This is a genomic window from Vibrio sp. RE88, assembly GCF_013113835.1.
In the GTDB taxonomy this organism is placed as follows: Bacteria; Pseudomonadota; Gammaproteobacteria; order Enterobacterales; family Vibrionaceae; genus Vibrio.
In genome coordinates, this window is record NZ_VTYQ01000006.1 from 339404 (window position 1) to 355894 (window position 16491).

16 protein-coding genes, 1 pseudogene and 1 riboswitch are annotated in these 16491 nt (G+C 45.9%); of the genes and pseudogenes, 11 read left to right on the plus strand and 6 right to left on the minus strand.

The window, feature by feature from the left end; translation table 11 throughout:
• Nucleotides 1-16 precede the first annotated feature (16 nt).
• Nucleotides 17-916, minus strand: coding sequence for a LysR substrate-binding domain-containing protein (locus F0265_RS16365; RefSeq protein WP_171749703.1), 900 nt, complete (start codon nucleotides 914-916; stop codon nucleotides 17-19).
• 107 nt (nucleotides 917-1023) lie between these two features.
• Here F0265_RS16365 and accD point away from each other — a divergent pair.
• Nucleotides 1024-1890, plus strand: a pseudogene (gene accD / locus F0265_RS16370) (acetyl-CoA carboxylase, carboxyltransferase subunit beta).
• Nucleotides 1891-2060: 170 nt separating this feature from the next.
• The gene (locus tag F0265_RS16375; protein ID WP_171749704.1) at nucleotides 2061-3392 is read left to right on the plus strand and encodes an MFS transporter; all 1332 of its coding nucleotides are present in this window, start codon (nucleotides 2061-2063) and stop codon (nucleotides 3390-3392) included.
• 57 nt (nucleotides 3393-3449) lie between these two features.
• Here F0265_RS16375 and rcnR read toward each other — a convergent pair whose 3' ends face one another.
• The gene (gene rcnR / locus F0265_RS16380) at nucleotides 3450-3722 is read right to left on the minus strand and encodes a Ni(II)/Co(II)-binding transcriptional repressor RcnR (protein WP_095572685.1); all 273 of its coding nucleotides are present in this window, start codon (nucleotides 3720-3722) and stop codon (nucleotides 3450-3452) included.
• Nucleotides 3723-3902: 180 nt separating this feature from the next.
• Between rcnR and F0265_RS16385 the strand changes: the two genes are divergently transcribed.
• From F0265_RS16385 to F0265_RS16405, 5 genes are all read left to right on the plus strand, one after another.
• Complete coding sequence (locus F0265_RS16385; protein WP_171749705.1) at nucleotides 3903-4340, plus strand: hypothetical protein; 438 nt, start codon at nucleotides 3903-3905, stop codon at nucleotides 4338-4340.
• A 30-nt stretch (nucleotides 4341-4370) separates the two neighbouring features.
• Nucleotides 4371-4547, plus strand: a complete 177-nt coding sequence (locus F0265_RS16390; protein ID WP_171749706.1) for a DUF1289 domain-containing protein — start codon at nucleotides 4371-4373, stop codon at nucleotides 4545-4547.
• A gap of 218 nt (nucleotides 4548-4765) precedes the next feature.
• On the plus strand, nucleotides 4766-6325 hold the full coding sequence (locus F0265_RS16395; protein WP_253809490.1) for an ethylbenzene dehydrogenase-related protein: 1560 nt from the start codon (nucleotides 4766-4768) through the stop codon (nucleotides 6323-6325).
• Nucleotides 6322-6939, plus strand: coding sequence for a DUF1566 domain-containing protein (locus tag F0265_RS16400; RefSeq protein WP_038511015.1), 618 nt, complete (start codon nucleotides 6322-6324; stop codon nucleotides 6937-6939). Before F0265_RS16395 ends, F0265_RS16400 begins: the two co-directional genes overlap by 4 nt.
• Before the next feature lie 56 nt (nucleotides 6940-6995).
• A complete protein-coding gene (locus F0265_RS16405; protein ID WP_171749707.1) occupies nucleotides 6996-9356 on the plus strand; it encodes a DNRLRE domain-containing protein in 2361 nt (786 codons plus the stop codon).
• A 66-nt stretch (nucleotides 9357-9422) separates the two neighbouring features.
• On the opposite strand, the gene F0265_RS16410 is transcribed toward F0265_RS16405, so the two are convergent.
• Both F0265_RS16410 and F0265_RS16415 read right to left on the minus strand, forming a co-directional pair.
• A complete protein-coding gene (locus tag F0265_RS16410; protein ID WP_171749708.1) occupies nucleotides 9423-9959 on the minus strand; it encodes an NAD(P)H-dependent oxidoreductase in 537 nt (178 codons plus the stop codon).
• Between the two features lie 35 nt (nucleotides 9960-9994).
• Complete coding sequence (locus F0265_RS16415) at nucleotides 9995-10393, minus strand: VOC family protein (protein WP_171749709.1); 399 nt, start codon at nucleotides 10391-10393, stop codon at nucleotides 9995-9997.
• A gap of 249 nt (nucleotides 10394-10642) precedes the next feature.
• A riboswitch (FMN riboswitch) is annotated at nucleotides 10643-10785 on the plus strand.
• 93 nt (nucleotides 10786-10878) lie between these two features.
• Between F0265_RS16415 and ribB the strand changes: the two genes are divergently transcribed.
• From ribB to F0265_RS16430, 3 genes are all read left to right on the plus strand, one after another.
• Nucleotides 10879-11538, plus strand: a complete 660-nt coding sequence (ribB, locus tag F0265_RS16420) for a 3,4-dihydroxy-2-butanone-4-phosphate synthase (protein ID WP_019274638.1) — start codon at nucleotides 10879-10881, stop codon at nucleotides 11536-11538.
• A gap of 18 nt (nucleotides 11539-11556) precedes the next feature.
• Nucleotides 11557-12270 carry a riboflavin synthase subunit alpha gene (locus tag F0265_RS16425; RefSeq protein ID WP_171749710.1) on the plus strand — a complete coding sequence of 238 codons (714 nt, stop codon included), beginning with the start codon at nucleotides 11557-11559 and terminating at the stop codon, nucleotides 12268-12270.
• A 288-nt stretch (nucleotides 12271-12558) separates the two neighbouring features.
• Entirely contained in the window at nucleotides 12559-13524 is a 966-nt protein-coding gene (locus F0265_RS16430) for a hypothetical protein (protein WP_021458701.1), read from the plus strand.
• Nucleotides 13525-13559: 35 nt separating this feature from the next.
• On the opposite strand, the gene F0265_RS16435 is transcribed toward F0265_RS16430, so the two are convergent.
• Nucleotides 13560-14279 carry a transporter substrate-binding domain-containing protein gene (locus F0265_RS16435; protein ID WP_234425310.1) on the minus strand — a complete coding sequence of 240 codons (720 nt, stop codon included), beginning with the start codon at nucleotides 14277-14279 and terminating at the stop codon, nucleotides 13560-13562.
• A gap of 115 nt (nucleotides 14280-14394) precedes the next feature.
• A complete protein-coding gene (locus F0265_RS16440) occupies nucleotides 14395-15303 on the minus strand; it encodes a LysR family transcriptional regulator (RefSeq protein WP_006962559.1) in 909 nt (302 codons plus the stop codon).
• Between the two features lie 132 nt (nucleotides 15304-15435).
• Between F0265_RS16440 and F0265_RS16445 the strand changes: the two genes are divergently transcribed.
• A complete protein-coding gene (locus F0265_RS16445) occupies nucleotides 15436-16491 on the plus strand; it encodes an HlyD family secretion protein (protein ID WP_171749711.1) in 1056 nt (351 codons plus the stop codon).

Below are 16491 nucleotides of genomic sequence, written 5' to 3' on the forward strand. Positions count from 1 at the left end.
GCTCCTTTAGCCTTACTCACCCAGCAAAATTCGCATGCTGCTTAATATGTTCGATGAACATAGGAATCTTATTGGCAACGTGTTTTCTTGATGCATAAAAGGCATAAAGAACCAAGTCATCGGGTTGGTACTCCATTTCTATGATCTTTAAAGCACCTGAGTTGATTGCAGCTTGGCACGTTTCAATTGGTAGTATCGCAAGCCCTAACCCTGATATCGCTCCCGTTTTCGCCAGATGACCACTGTTGACCTTAAACGAAGATCGTACTTTCTGAGTGCTAAGTTCGCCGTTATCTTTTTTGAAAACCCACGGTGTTCCGTTTATTGCGGTTAGGCTGCTGATGCATGGAATGTGTTGTAAGTCAGTCGTCTGGAAAGGTGTCGGGTACCGCTCTAGCAGTTTAGGAGAACCGACAACAACACTCGGCCAGCGCTTAATCTCTCTCGCAACCAGATTTGAATCCTCAAGACGCCCGCGATGGAATTTCAAGATAATATCAAACCCATCGAACAAATCTTCTTTAGGGCTAATGCTCGTATCACAACACAATGAGATGGATGGGTATTGCTCGCAAAAGCTGACCACTGCATTCGCTAATGGCGGCGAGTCTGGCATCAATACCCTAAGCTGCCCAACAGCTTCTTGAGAGTGGCGAGTGACCTCTTCAAGTGCATCGTTCAATTTGCTCATTAACGGCTGCGTCAGCAAATATAGGTGTTCTCCCACGTTTGTCGGAGCTATTTTTCGGGTCGTCCTGTCAAATAGTCGTGTATCAAGTCGCTCTTCGAGCATACTGATGTGGCGACTGACGTTGGAAGTCGGCAACTGGAGAAACTCGGATGCACGTTTAAAGCTCATGTTTTCATATACAGAATGAAAACTTGTCAGCCATTGCTGTTCAATTTTCTCAAGCACGATTGACTATCCCATTAAGTTGGATTTACTAACTCATTTAATACACTTTATTACCTAGATTGGGTTTATACAATGCATGAACTGGATTAAACAACTAAAGGTGACTCATGAGTTGGCTTGAAAAGCTAATACATAAAAAGAATGTTGTCCGTGCCCGAAAATCAGAAATACCACAAGGCTTATAGAAAACATGCCCTCAGTGCAATCAAGTTCTTTACTACAAAACACTGGAAATTCACTTGGACGTCTGCCCTCACTGTAATCACCACATGAGAATGAAAGCACGCTACCGGCTTGATAGCTTCTTAGATACAGGGGAAAAGATTGAAATTGCAAGTCAACATGAACCAAGAGATACGCTGGGTTTTAAAGATCAAAAACGGTACAAAGACCGTATTGCTTTGGCTCAAAAAGAGTCAGGCGAAAAAGATGCGTTAATTGCGATGAAAGGTGAGCTTATGGGCCTACCCGTTGTAGCCTGCGCCTTTGAGTTTTCATTTATGGCCGGCTCGATGGGTTCTGTGGTGGGTGCGCGGTTTGTTCACGCTGTTAACACTGCTATAGAGAGCAACTGCGGTTTGGTTTGCTTTTCGGCTTGTGGCGGCGCTCGGATGCAAGAGTCCTTGATGGCGTTAATGCAAATGGCTAAAACCAGTGCAGCATTGAAACAACTCTCAAATGCTAAATTACCCTACATTTCAATACTCACTGACCAAACTTACGGCGGCGTTTCTGCAAGCTTAGCGATGCTTGGAGACATTAATATTGGCGAACCTAAGGCAAGAGTCGGTTTTGCTGGGCGTCGCGTAATTGAACAAACCGTACGTGAGACATTACCCGAAGATTTCCAGCAAAGTGAGTTTCTTTTGGATCACGGGGCAATCGATATGATTGTGGATAGACGTGATATGAGAAAACGAGTAGCAAGGCTGCTTTCCATGCTGACAAATACACCACTTACTATGGATGAATAACGGCCACTCAACTGGAAAGCGGTTTCATTGCAAGACAAGTTCTGAATGCGCTTTCCTTCACTAACGGGTTAACCGTGGCAATAATCTAATTAAATCAAGCACAAACCTTTACCATCGAACCACAAAAGGTATATACATAATCTTAAGATCATCAAAATGTTGAATACTTCATGACGCTCAGAGAAATTCTTCAAATCCGTAATGTCCGCAGCTTCTTAATCTTTCGGAGCAGTTACTTTGCGCGTTTTTACTACCCTGTATTCACCCTACTCTATCTCGATTATGGCTTAACCCTGTCTCAGTTCGCGATGCTTAACGTCGTTTGGGCGGCGACCATTGTTCTAGCTGAAGTCCCATCTGGCGCTTTTGCTGATACCTTGGGGCGAAAAAAGCTGGTGGTGCTATCTTCAGTGGTCATGTTTATAGAGATCGCCATGATCGCTTTCGTGCCAACGGGTAACCCTACTATTGTCTTCTTTGTCTTCTTGATTAACCGAGTGTTGAGTGGCTTGGCGATGGCATTGGCGAGTGGCGCCGACGAAGCTTTGGCATACGACACGCTCAAAGAGCAAGGTAAAGAAGACGTCTGGCCACAAGTGCTGCAGATCCAACTGCGTATTTCCTCTAGCGTGGGGATTTTGGTCACCCTAATCGGCGCAGCTATGTATGACGTGAACTTTATGGCGTCGGTGTTTAACTTCCTTGGCCTCGACGCTCCAGAAAAGACGCAAGACATCATGCGTATTCCGGTCTATGCCACTCTGTTCGTTGCACTTATCGCCTTTTATGCCGCAATTAATATGGAAGAAGACAACAGTGCATTGCCAGTGCATGACAGTAAATTCGCCACCACAATCGCCAGCCTCAAATTAACACTGAATACGGGTAAGTGGGTGCTTTCCACCCCTTACGTGTTATTCATATTGCTCTACTACAGCTTGTTTGAGCATACATCGCGGATGTTCTTAACGATGAACAGCCAATACTATCGCGCAATCGATATTCCGATTATCTATTTCGGTTTGATCGGCGCGGGGATAAGCGTCTTGCAAATATTACTGGCTGGGCAAAGTCGTAAACTAGCGGAACGTATCGCCCCCAAAAGGTTTATTGCGATCATGGGCTTAGCAAGCATGGCGACGTACTATTGGATCAGCCTAGGGTGGTCAATCTATGGGGTAATCCCTGCCTTGTTACTCATCTTTATCATCATGACGATGAACATCTTCATTAGTTATCACCTCAATAAAAAGACCGAGTCTCACAACAGAGCAACGGTGTTGAGTTTCAAAGGTTTAATGTTCAACCTAGGATACGGCTCAATTGGTATTCTATACGCCTACTACTATAAGCTGGTGTCTCAGAGCCATACTGAGCTGGAGATAGAACAGCACATCGACTTCATCGCCTCACTCTCTTCATTTTTCTATTACTTTACGTTTCTGTTCATCGCAATCAGCGCTTTTTTCTATATCAAACATAGGAAGAAGGCGATTTTCTGAAGAGGGATGTAACGAGCAGCCTAGGTTTAAAGCTTCAATGGGATCGTTTGAGCAAGATTATTTGATGTAGGAATCCAACACTTTCAACACGATCTCCATATCTTCTTCTCTCTGCTTAGTATCTTCTTCAAGCACAACATGCTCCTGTAGATGGCCTTTTATCACTTCACGCATCAGGCCATTCACCGCCCCACGAATCGCTGCTATTTGCTGGAGCACATTCTGACACTCATGCTCTTCATCCAACATTTTTTTTAAGCCGTTTACCTGACCTTGTATCTTGCTAACCCGTGCCTTGAGCTTCTTTTGATCTTTCGCTATGTGTGACATGGCTTACTCACTCCCTTTATTCAGTGGCGAGATTCTACCTGATAATGTAGCACTCACATTATACTGGGGGGTAGTATTTTATACTATGGGGGAGTATAGTTTATTTCAGATACAAACGCTCTCCCCCATAACGCACTGAGCTTTGTATCTGCTATCGAAGTAAAACAAGAGAATCAACCGATGAAAGATGTTAAAGGTGTCTTCCGTAACCTTGAGAAAATGCTCCAGCAAGCAAGCTGGTTTGATGACGGCTGGGAAATTTACAATCGCGGAAATTACCTTCAGCTTTACAAAGAAAATTGGTTCAATCACAACCAAGGCGGTGTCCATTTTGAGACCTTCATAGAAGCACCGCAAATCAAGCAAAAACAGTTTCCGGTATGCGTACACGCTGAGGAAGATTGCCCATCTCAATCTGAATTTATTCGCCAGTTAATGGAGCTAGAAGGTGAGCGAATCCAAGGCTGGAAAGGTTATAAAGCTCTGGATAATAGCTATGGTATTTGTCAGCGTACGCTGCCTCTGAACTTTAAAAATCTCGAACAAAGGCTCTTTGAAGAGTTCAATCGCCTTCGAATGCTAGAAGCCAGCATCGAGCAAGTCCTACAGAGGCTATGACCTAACCGCAATTACAGGCGCATTTAAGATATGAAGAAACAAAAAAGCCCGTGTATTGATGTGTGTGACTTCTCAGGCCCTAAAGGTTGGTGTTTGGGGTGTGCTCGAACACGTGAAGAGTGTCAAAACTGGAAGACAATGAAGCCTTACGCTATCAACACTCTTCAAAGAGAATTGAAAAAGAGAATGACCAAAATAGATCAGTGAATCTCAGTCCTAGTGGCCTTCACCTAGGCCATTGTGTAGCACTCCGTTTTGTTTACGCACCTTTCTTTGGTCGGCTTTGATATTGGTCTGACATCGATGAATTATTACAATGGCAATAAATTCATATTAAACATTATTCATATGTGATTCATATCCTATCCTTTTGAATCATTTACTTTAAAGTTGACTCACCCTTATCAACTTGCTCAATCTGGTTAATGAAACGGACACTACTTTGGGTCGTGCTGCATGGCTTTGCCATGCTGTGTGTTCTGATGAATCTTTTAACAGGCTTTCGCATTGCAACAGTAAGCCATCCGCAATGGCTTTTCTTCTCGGTGTGGCTTCCTCAAGGGCAATTGCATTCCATCCACATCTATTCCGGTATTGCGTTAAGTGCTTTGGCGCTCTCATATTGTATTTATCGTTGGAGGCTCAAGCCGAGTGTTAAATCGAGCCAGCGTCGAGGCATCAACGCATTTAATCAACGCTTCGTTAAAGTCAGCTACCTCCTCTTCCCTGCATTAATCTTGACAGGGTGGTTGCTGCTTGGCGGTTACGCAGGTGAAGCAAGCAAGGTTCACTTTTATCTTGCACACGGGGCACTACTTTACGTATTTCTGCACGCTGGCGGTTACTTTCTCCAATATGGTGTGGCGGCATTTCTCACTATCTTTTCAACTCGAATAACCAAGCATGAAATACTGCAAATATTATCAGTATTAGCGCTTACCCTTTTCCCTTGGGCGGGAATCTTTCTGACTTCCTCTTCAGTACTGACGGCCACAACCCTACCTTCAGAGCAAGTTATCAACATTGATGGCATTGCCGAAGAGCCCATTTGGCAAAATACACCGTCGACCTACGTAGAAACCTATGGTGGAGAAGGGTTTGAAAATGGGCATACTCGCATCAGCATCAAAGCGCTCCACAACCAGCAGGATATTTTCTTCCACATCACTTGGGATGATCCAACCGAAAGTCTGGATCACCTCCCTTTGGTTAAAACAGACAAAGGTTGGCAAGTCCAAGAAGACGGCTTTTATCGCTTCGACGAAAAGCAATTCTATGAAGACAAACTTGCAATCATGATCTCCAATTCATGCAACCTAGGCGCCGATGGAACCGCTCACCTTGGGCCTAAGCCACTAGAAGGAAAACCTGCCAATTGGCACGGCAAAGGTTATCACTATTCGCCAGATAACAGCCTTCGTGATCTATGGCATTGGAAGGCTGTACGAACCAATGGCATGTATCAGGCGGATGACAATTCGTTCACTACTCCTCAGCAAGTTGACCCAGCTAAGAGGCGCTATACCGCTGGCTATATGACTGACGGCAAAGAATCTGGGGCTTACGTCATGAATTGGCAGTGGTATTCACCTAATGGCGTCACCCCGAAACGACTGCCTAATACAAACCTAACCGGCTCTTTTTCGTCTATCAACCAATCTACGAATCACGCTCCTTACCTGAGCTGGCACGACACTAAGGTTTACTCACATAACATTGACCAATCTCCCCTCAAGACGACCCTTCCTTCGGTATTACATAACTCCAATCAGTTTGAAGGTGACCGAGGTGATGTCCGTGCATTTGGGCAGTGGAACAACGGAGCATGGTCACTCGAAATCGCTCGAAAATTAGATACAGGATCAGCTCAGGACATTGCAATACGTGATGGTGTATGTCTTTGGGTTGCCGCTTTTGACCATTCCCAAATAGCACACACACGACATGCTCAAGGCATACGTTTAGCACTTGAGGTAACACAATGATCAAACGACTGTCGATACTCGCTACTTTGATTGCAAGCTTAGTAGTCATCGCTTACTTCAACCCTATTGAGCAAGAAGAACCACAACCATCACGATGGCAAAAGATAACTATGAGAGGTCAACCCATCGATATCTGGAGTGGGCCTTGGAGCTGCGTATTGGATAAGAAAACGGGATTACTCTGGGAAGTAAAAACAGACTCTGAAAACATCCATGATTCGTATTGGTCGTACTCATGGTTTGATGGCTCGCGAGGTGTCCCAGATCGCGGCGATTGTTTCTTTGACGATGGTCGCTGCGACAGTTTCGACCATGTCACTCGAACCAATGCCGAATCCTTGTGTGGCCGCAGTGATTGGCGAGTCCCCACAACGGACGAGCTCTACACACTAATTAACCTCTCGGTTCCAAATGGGCAGGCCAAAATCAGTGGCGGATTTTTTCCTAGGGTGCGCAAAGGTGATTACTGGACAGCAGACCATTCGATTCCTTTAAGCGGCTTTTACTCTCGATTGGGCGAAGGGGCAAACGCCGTTGACTTTCGTGATGGGCAAGTGAAAACCCTTCCCTATCGAAATGCCGCCTTTTTAATCTTGGTCACTCAAGCCCGATAGTCGAATTTTCATGGTCAGTTTAGACCGACTCTAACCCATAAACTATGGACTTTATTATGATTCGAAGGATTGCAACACTGTCACTTTTAGCCGTAGCTGGGCTCACCAGCCTGAATGCGGGAGCCGCGACACAATATCATCGAGTAGTCTGGGACGGTGACCCTGCGCGAGAAGCGGTCATTGGATTCTCTCCTAACGGCGAGAGTGAACAACCCTATGTGCAATATGGAACGTCAACCGATGAAGCCACATGGCTAACCAAACAACCTAGCTACGATCATGTATTTGCTGGCGACTTACTCAGCTATTTTGTCCGATTGGATAACCTGGTGCCGGATTCCCCCGTTTACTATCGTGTCTGTGACCAACAAGGTTGTGGTGAGCGCTTTTGGTTCCGCACCGCTCCTATAGACAATAGTGAGTTTGTCATGATCGCTGGGGGCGATACTCGCACAGGGTGGACCAACCGAAGAATGGGGAATCAACTAGTCGCGAAGGTTCGCCCCTTATTCATTCTTCACGGCGGCGATTACACCAGCCAAAACAGCGCGTCGCAAATGGCTCAGTACTTAGAAGATTGGGCATTGACCTTTTCCAGTGACCAGATAGATGGCAAAGCGTACAAACGTACCTACCCATTCATTCCAACCCACGGCAACCACGAAGATTACGATTACTCAACGCTGTGTAAAGTGTTTGGAGTCGATGCTGACGGTAATGGCGAGTGTAATCCTTTTGATACCTACAACGTTGTTAACATTTCGCCATTACTTCGCGTCTACACGCTGAACAGCCAATTTCGCAAAAGTGGCTGGTCAAGCTATGCCTCCCAAATGAACGAATGGCTAGAACAAGATTTGGCCACTCATGGCGAAGAGAACATCTGGCGCGTGGCACAATACCACAGACCAATGTTTCCTCACGTTTCATCCAAGTCTGATAGCCCAGATCTGTTTAGCTGGTGGGCAGAGTTGTTTTACCAGCACAGTATGAATCTCGTTGTCGAATCAGATAGTCACTTAACCAAAGCGACCCGAGAACTAAAACCGGACGGTAACAACTTTGTTAGTTCGCCAACCGGAGGAACAGTGTACATCGGTGAAGGCAGTTGGGGGGCAGCAGCCCGCTCTGCTAATGACCCTAAAAGCTGGACTCTAGACGCAGCAAGTATTCAGCAAGTAAAAGTCATTCAAGTATTGAAAGACTCCATGACCGTCCGAACTGCGCAGTTTGATACTTCAGCTTCAACGCTGACAAGAGAGGAGAGAGAAGCGGATAGCCTCCGTTTACCAGAGAACGTGAATTGGTGGTCACTCAACGAAGTCGGAGAAACGATGGAATTGGTTCAATCCGCGGATCGTCTCTCGATACTTAAAAATCAAGATCCTGATACATCTCCTTCGTTCATTCGCTTATCCGCCACACAAGATGTTTTTGTCGCACAATCACAGCCAGACACTAACTTTGATGGACACGAAGATGGCTTGCTCGCCGATGCATCTGATTCTACCTACGGCCGAACTATGAGCCTAATGACCTTTGACGTTTCATCCATTCCAACTTGTGTCGATATAGCCGGTGTTAAGCTTGAATTGCAAGTCACCAACAAATCTTATGGAGAGTATGGCGTTCATGTCGCTGCAGAGGAGTGGAAAGACTCATCGGCGACCTGGAATTCAGTGGATGGTGAACAAATCGCCGGAAGAACACTGACCCAATTCATACCATCATCAACGGGAACGGTCGATGTTGATCTAACCGACAGCCACCTACTCGACTTATGGGAGCATGATGGCAATTTTGGCCTAGTCATCGCGTCAGCCGGTACGACAGATGGCCTTGACTTTGATTCAAGCGAAACAGGTACACCACCAGCACTAGTCGTGAGCTACAACGAACGCAAAGACTGTGAGACACCTGTTAACTCATTATCGTTACCAACCAGCGACGATACCTTTATCGCCTCCAGCAAAGCTTCTGAAAACTTCAACAATCATGCAGACGGCTTACTTGCTGACTTGCTTGATACCAAATATGGAAAAACCAATGCGCTGATGAAGTTTGATTTCTCTGCATTACCTGAAGGCGTTGAATTCGATTCAGTGATATTGGCATTACACGTGACCAATGCTTCGACTGGCAATTTTGAATTGTATCGCGTCAATCAAAATTGGAATGAGCAGACGGCGACCTGGCAATCGATTTACGATAATGGCGGTTCTGGCGACTACCTAACCACCTTCTCACCAAAAGAGACTGGTGTTTACCGTATCGATTTGACCAACTCGGACTTACTTCAATCTTGGCTTAACGGAGAAAATACTGGGCTTATCATTGTACCCAAGAGCCTCAATGGTCTTGATATCAGCTCCCGCGAACTGGGAATGGGCCCCGTGTTAACAGTCACTTATCATTAGCGACTACGAATAGCTCGGCTTCAATCTGGGCGAAAGTTTCAACGCCCAGATTGAACGCTTTCACAGTTATTGTACGCTGACGTCTTTCTCACGAATTTGCTGGCTGTTGATATGCGCTGCCGCTTTTTGAGCAGCCGATTCTATATGCGTAAGATCAGCTTCCGTTTGAATAGAGAGATATTGGTGGCCTCTGAAATCTAAATCAAAATACCGAGCGGTCATCACAAATGGTTCAATAAAACACGATGGACACGTAGATTGATAGCCCGTAGAAATGACCGACATGCTTTTTCCTGCCCATCGCCGACCTAAAAGCTTGTCGTTCTCCGTCAAGTCCGACAACCTGTCAAAAAACACTTTCATCTGAGCTGACATCGAATACCAGTACACAGGGGACGCCCAAACTATATGGTCTGCATCCACCAATGTACGCATCAACTCAAGAAAATCATCGGATTCGTTCTGATGTTTGTAGTCGTAATATGTGATGTCATAATCTGACAAGTCAAACACGCGCCCCCCGGAAACCGCAGCAACAGCTTCAGCGAATTGATGTGTATTGCCATCTGCCTTTGACGAGCCAAGTACAATCGCGATTCGCATATCTCGATCTAATTTTACATGCTCTAAATTGCCCATTACGCCTCCCAAACCTGACGCTGCAATACAACGCGGTAACCATCGATGTCTTCAAAAGTACATCCAACGTTTTCCCAATAAGGATTGAATGAGGTCACTTTCTGAAAACCCGCACCGAGCATATTCTGACAGCAACGCTTCCAATCACTTTCGTCGGGTACGTAAAACACCAGTAAGTTATCTTGGCTTGGTGCAGGCCCTACATGGCTGCCGTAGTGGTGTGTAAATTCTAAATGATAGGGATGAGCTGGATGACCGATGATGGTTCCACTAAAGCCTTCATGGTCGGTAAAGCTGCTCAGCAATTCAAAGCCTAAGCCGTTAATATACATATTGGTGAGAGTATCTAGATCGTTCGTTGGTCGAGCGACACGCAATGTTGAGTTCCTTGGGTTCATAGTTGCTCCTTATCAAAATCCTGTGCTCAGCGATGGCCCATCTCTGGGCCTCCTTGAAACTAAGAAAACGCAGGATAAAACCTCAACCTAACTTGAGATCAAGAACCAATTTCTTAGATGCACCTTGTTTACGAAAGAGTCCAAATTGCTCACTCGGTCTCTAAAGACTCTGTGTCACTTTTCCATTCCCTGCAATCCCGAAATGCACTATGCTAAGGCCGCCCATAACAATGGGTACTTAATACATATATTTATTCTCAGGGCGGGGCGAAATTCCCCACCGGCGGTATATCTTTAACAAGATGAGCCCGCGAGCGCTCGATTCGTCGAGGTCAGCAGATCTGGTGAGATGCCAGAGCCGACGGTTATAGTCCGGATGAGAGAGAATTGATGCACACCAGATGTTTCATTGCGAAACGCTGGTGCATTTTGCGTTGTCTTCTATCCCATATTGCCCTGATTCTGGTAAACAATAAGGAAACACCATGAATCAGACATCTTTACTTGCCGAATTTGGCACTCCTATCGACCGCGTCAACGCGGCTCTTGATGCTCTAAAGCGCGGACAAGGCGTTTTATTACTTGATGATGAAAACAGAGAAAATGAAGGTGACTTAATTTACTCTGCTGAACATCTCACACCCCAGCAAATGGCACTAATGATTCGAGAATGCAGCGGGATTGTCTGCCTGTGCTTAACGGATGACAAAGCCACTCAACTCGATTTACCGCCTATGGTTAGCCGTAACGACAGTGCGAATCAGACGGCATTCACAGTTTCAATTGAAGCTAAAAAAGGCGTTACCACCGGCGTCTCAGCCCATGACCGCGTCACCACTATCCAGACCGCTATTGCGCCAGATGCAAAGCCGCAGGATTTGGCGCGCCCTGGGCATGTATTTCCCTTACGTGCACGCTCTGGTGGCGTTTTAAGTCGCCGCGGCCACACAGAAGGAACGGTCGACTTAATGACTCTAGCGGGCTTAGCTCCTTCTGGCGTTCTATGTGAAGTAACAAACCCTGATGGCACCATGGCTCGCGCTCCACAGATTGTTGAGTTCGCACGAGAGCATGGGATGCCGGTATTAACGATCGAAGACATCGTCGCCTATCGACTACAAAACACCAGCGCTTTAGCCAGCTGATCGTAAGGAGTAACGCCTATGTTTACAGGAATTGTCTCCTCCATCGCGACGATCCAACGGATTGACGATCGCGGAGGAATTCGAACCTTTGAGCTTGAGTTTGTCGATGACTTTTGTAAGGACTTAACCATCGGAGCAAGTGTAGCCGTTGACGGTGTCTGCTTAACGGTCACAGACCAAATCAGTGACACCCGAGCGTCTTTTGATGTTGTCCTACCGAGCATTCAGATCACGACTCTTGGTCGCGAGCAGGTCGGCTCACTCGTCAATGTGGAACGGGCTGCCAAAGACGGCGCCGAGATTGGTGGTCATCCTTTGTCCGGGCATATCGATGCGCAAGCTCCGGTTGTCTTAATCGAAGCAATAGACAGCAATTATCGTCTGCGTTTTGGGCTCCCTGAAAGCTTGAGCTCTTATGTGTTTGCAAAAGGATACATCGCCATCAATGGTGCCAGCTTGACCGTGTCCGCTGTCGATCATCAAGCTCAGTGGTTTGAAGTCTGGCTTATTCCCGAGACCCGACGACAGACGACGCTGGGTAGCAAGTTGGTTGGCGACCGAGTTAACATTGAAATTGACCGTGGAACTCAAGTGGTTGTCGATACCATCAAAGCATCTGTCGCTGAAACCTTAGGGCCTTTACTGCCTCACTTTGAGCAGTTTCTCGCTGCGCAAGGCAGCAGTCTCAACGCTCTGACTCATACAACAGCACATCCTATGCAACGCTCTTAAGCTTTGTGCCGCGCCATCGCTTAGCAACGGCGCGGTATTATTACTGGTTTATCAACAGTCCTGCCCTGCTCTTTTAAGTTACACACTCACATCCACCTCACTCTCTAGCAGTAGATCAGAACCGGCAAGAAAAGGCGCAACATTGGAGGTTAGAGACAATCTATTTAGACAAAGGTGAAGTCTAGAAATTAAACACTATGATACAGATCACTTATAAATATTGAGCTTTCTATAATAATTAACTTTCAATATTAATCTAAATTCATATGACACCAAGGAGGGATTCAAATGAAAAGGGGAATCCTAGTCGCCGCTTGCCTTGCCAGCCTAACCGCGTGCAGCAGCTCAAACCAACTGACCGTTTTTGACGGACTAACCTACACCGCCAAAAACGAAGGAGGGATTAACGACCCGATACGTTTCTATCCTCTGCAAACCACTCAAATAAGTCTCGATGGCCAGCTCACTTATCAGATTGGAGATTTATGCTATTCAGACAGAAATCGTTCACCAATGACTTCGAACTGTTTTAACCACTCATCGAGGAACAACCCTGTTAACGCAACCGTTATCAAGCATGAATATAAATCGGATAGCAAAGGGCCAATCGCAATTTCAGCTCTTTCCTTTAACCTAAATCAAGCCCTTACAGACGCTACTTTTAATTTGGCTACCTGTAACGAAAAAGAGTGCCAAAATGCGCTCACTTCGAGTAGTAAGAGTATAAATAAAGCCGCCAATACTCTTCAGGCAGAATTGAATAGAACAAACGTAAGGGTCTACAACTGGAGTGATACTATCAAGCATTCCGCCGACAGCGGTTCGGAAAGCCTAAAAGCCTCAGGAGAATCCGCCACTCAGGGGATCACTATCGTTAATGGTTACAGCATCAATGAACTCAAGATCTCATGTATCAACAGCAAAGCGATTACTGCAAGCAAATCGGATCATTTGAAAGTCGTCACTAAAACCATTGCCGCTGATTCTATTTCTTTCATCAACACCCAATCAAAAATATCAGAACTTGCCGCGACGTTGGATGCCAAAGAAATTGCGCAAGATTTAAAAGGGTTTTCGAAAGAGTTGCTCGCTTTAGAACTTTCATTAAAGTCCGCCAGTACAATTTCTAGCATGGGAATGCTACATAAAACAGGTACTGTCGTAGGCCCAGCAAACAACTCCAAAGCTTCGACTTACCTTGCAGTGCTAACCGATCTGGAAGATTTAAGGGAACATTTTCCAGAGTGCGAATAATGATACCAGTGATCTGTCAGTTCTAAATTGACAGATCACTCCCCAATCGATGACATGTAAGCCTCATAATCTTGACCATGAGTAAGATAAATTTGTTTTAGTTCACCAGACTGGATAAGTTGTGGCATATGGGTATCAAACATCTCAATGAGTGTGTTTGATGACTCGGTGTTAGAAAATACGACGTAAAGTTTCTCCCCTTTCTTGGCAACTTCAGTAACAAACGCGTCTGTCGCTAACAATTCTGAACTAGCCATGCTTGATGGATAATCTATTAGAGCGCTCACTCTGCCCTTTTTTAGAAGTTTCATCCCTTGCTCGGCGCTGTCTACCTCTACCAATTCAAGCGGAATATCTTTAAGGAAGCCCTTCTCAAAACCGTAACCCCGAACCCAAGCGACTTTCTTATTTACCAATGATGAAAGCTGCTGCTCTTCCCAATCAAGCGAGCCTCGAGCAAACACAACAATTACATCTTCTTCCACACTAAGGTGCCATTGTGGATATAGAAACGCATCCGCGTTTGGATAAAAGTAATCGCCCAAATAAGCGCTGGCTTCCTGTTTTCGGACAAGATGCTTGGCTCGTTTCCATGGCAATACTTCTAGGGTAAGGGGAACATTCAAAGGTTGGAAAACGGCTTTAACAATCTCCCAGTAAAGGCCTGTGCCGTCGCTATTGGTGTATCCTAGCCATTCCTGACTAACTATTTTAATTCGTTTACTATCACTGGCGTAGGAAACTGATGTAACCATCAGTAGTACCACACTAACAAGCCAAGGCTTCAACCTCATTCGCAGACCTTACCTTTATCAATCCTTCTAAATAGAGTCTAGTCCAGCATATATAACAGAGGCTTGCGAATTTGGCTCACCCGCGTGCAGCAAGGTCTTTGCTGAATGCCTCTAATAAAAAGTCGATAAAGACCTTTTTACGCTTCGGCATGAGTTGCCTATCTGCGTAGACCAAACTCACAAGCACTTCTGGCATTTGATACTCAGGAAGCAGTTGAATAAGTCGCCCGCTGGCAAAGTGCTCTCGGCAAATGAATTCAGGTAATACTGCGATGCCAAGCCCGTCCAGACAGGCTTTCAGACAGGCGGTAATGGTGTTGACTCGTAATCGGTGTGGCAGGTCAATTTGCAAGGAGTCTCCGTCTTCCGGAATCAGATGCCACTTAGGCAACCTCACCGCGCGGTTAAATACCTCAACCATTTGATGCGGTGGAATTAAGTCACGATGAGACTCAATTCCTCCATGCTCCTCAAGATATTCTGGGCTGGCAACCAATACACGCTGTGATTTTGTCAGTGGACGAGAAACCAAAGCAGAGTCTTCTAATTCACCAATTTGCGCGTACAAATCAATGCCTTCAGCGATGATGTCCACTTCTCGATTCGACAGTTCGAGGTTAATGGTGACGCTGGGGTATTCTTTGAGAAAAGCGTTGATGTATGAGCCCATGATTTGATGACCCAGCTCAACTGGTAACACCACATTTAATGGTCCGCGAATCAGATCCTGATTGGCAGACACTTCGAGCTCAGCCTGATTCATAATCTCCAGCATTTGCAGGCTGGATTGATAAAACCGCTCACCTTCCGGTGTTAACACTAAACTTCTCGTTGAACGCGTGATCAAGCGCACACCTAGATGCTTTTCCAGCTCAACTAACTTTCGGCTCACGGTTGACTTGGTCATATTCAGTGCATCCGCTGCATGAGTAAAACTCCCACAATCAACAACTTGTGCGAAAACAGCAATCGCATTCAAATCCATCTCATCACCTCACGCCTTCATTAGTTAAATTTTTGCAACAGTGTTTCTCTTTTTTCCTATCTTATCAATCAATCCAAATCATTTACACTTTGTAACATCCGCCGAAGACGAAAACTGATTACGAGAAAAATAATGACGAATACACATACCGAGACTAAGCCAGCAAAATCCAGAAAAGCCCCTCTTATAGCGACAGCCATTATGCTGTCACTAGGATTACTGGGCGGTGGGTACTGGTTTGGATACGGTCAGTACTTCGAATCCACCGACAACGCCTACCTTCAGGGAGAGATCACCACGATTAGCCCTAAAGTGGCTGGCTACATTGAACACTCTTTTGTCAATGACAACCAAAAAGTCAAAAAAGGCGATCTGTTAGTCCAAATTGACGACCGTGACTACCGCACTGCTCTCGAACAAGCGAAAGCACACCTCACCGTCACACAGTCCAGCGTAGAGAATTTGAAAGCACAGCAAACCTTGCAACAAAGCCAAATCCATCAAGCAGAAAGCCGCGTCGATTCAGCAAAAGCGGAATATGATCGCGCTGTTCAGCAAGTACAACGTTCACGCAGCCTTCTTAAACGCAACTACGCGTCGCAAGATGAAGTCGACAACATGCTGGCTCAACAAAAAGTCACTCAGGCCGAGCTGGATGAAGCGAAAGCGAGTCTGGTTGCTGCTCACGATCAGCTCGCGGTTATCGATAGCGACATTAAACAAGCTCAGGCATCCATTGTTGAGTCTCAAACAGCCGTCGAGCAAGCTCAGCTCAACCTCGACTACACCAAAATCTATGCGCCGGTCGATGGTATCGTGGGCAAGCGCAGTGTGCGTGAAGGTCTGTTGGTTCAAGCTGGTACACCATTAATGAGCTTGGTGCCGACGAGTGACGTCTGGATAGAAGCTAACTTCAAAGAGACTCAGTTGAGCGGCATTCATCAGGGACAAAAAGTTGAGATCGAGCTGGATGCCTTTCCAGGCCAACCATTAGAAGGCATCGTAGACAGCTTTTCACCTGCCACTGGCGCTAAATTTGCGCTATTGCCTCCGGAGAACGCGACAGGTAACTTCACCAAGATTGTTCAGCGCGTACCAGTTAAAATCACCATCCCCGACCAACAAGCATTGAAAGGCCGATTACTACCGGGGTTATCAGTTGTGGCAACCATTGATACCAGAGGTTAA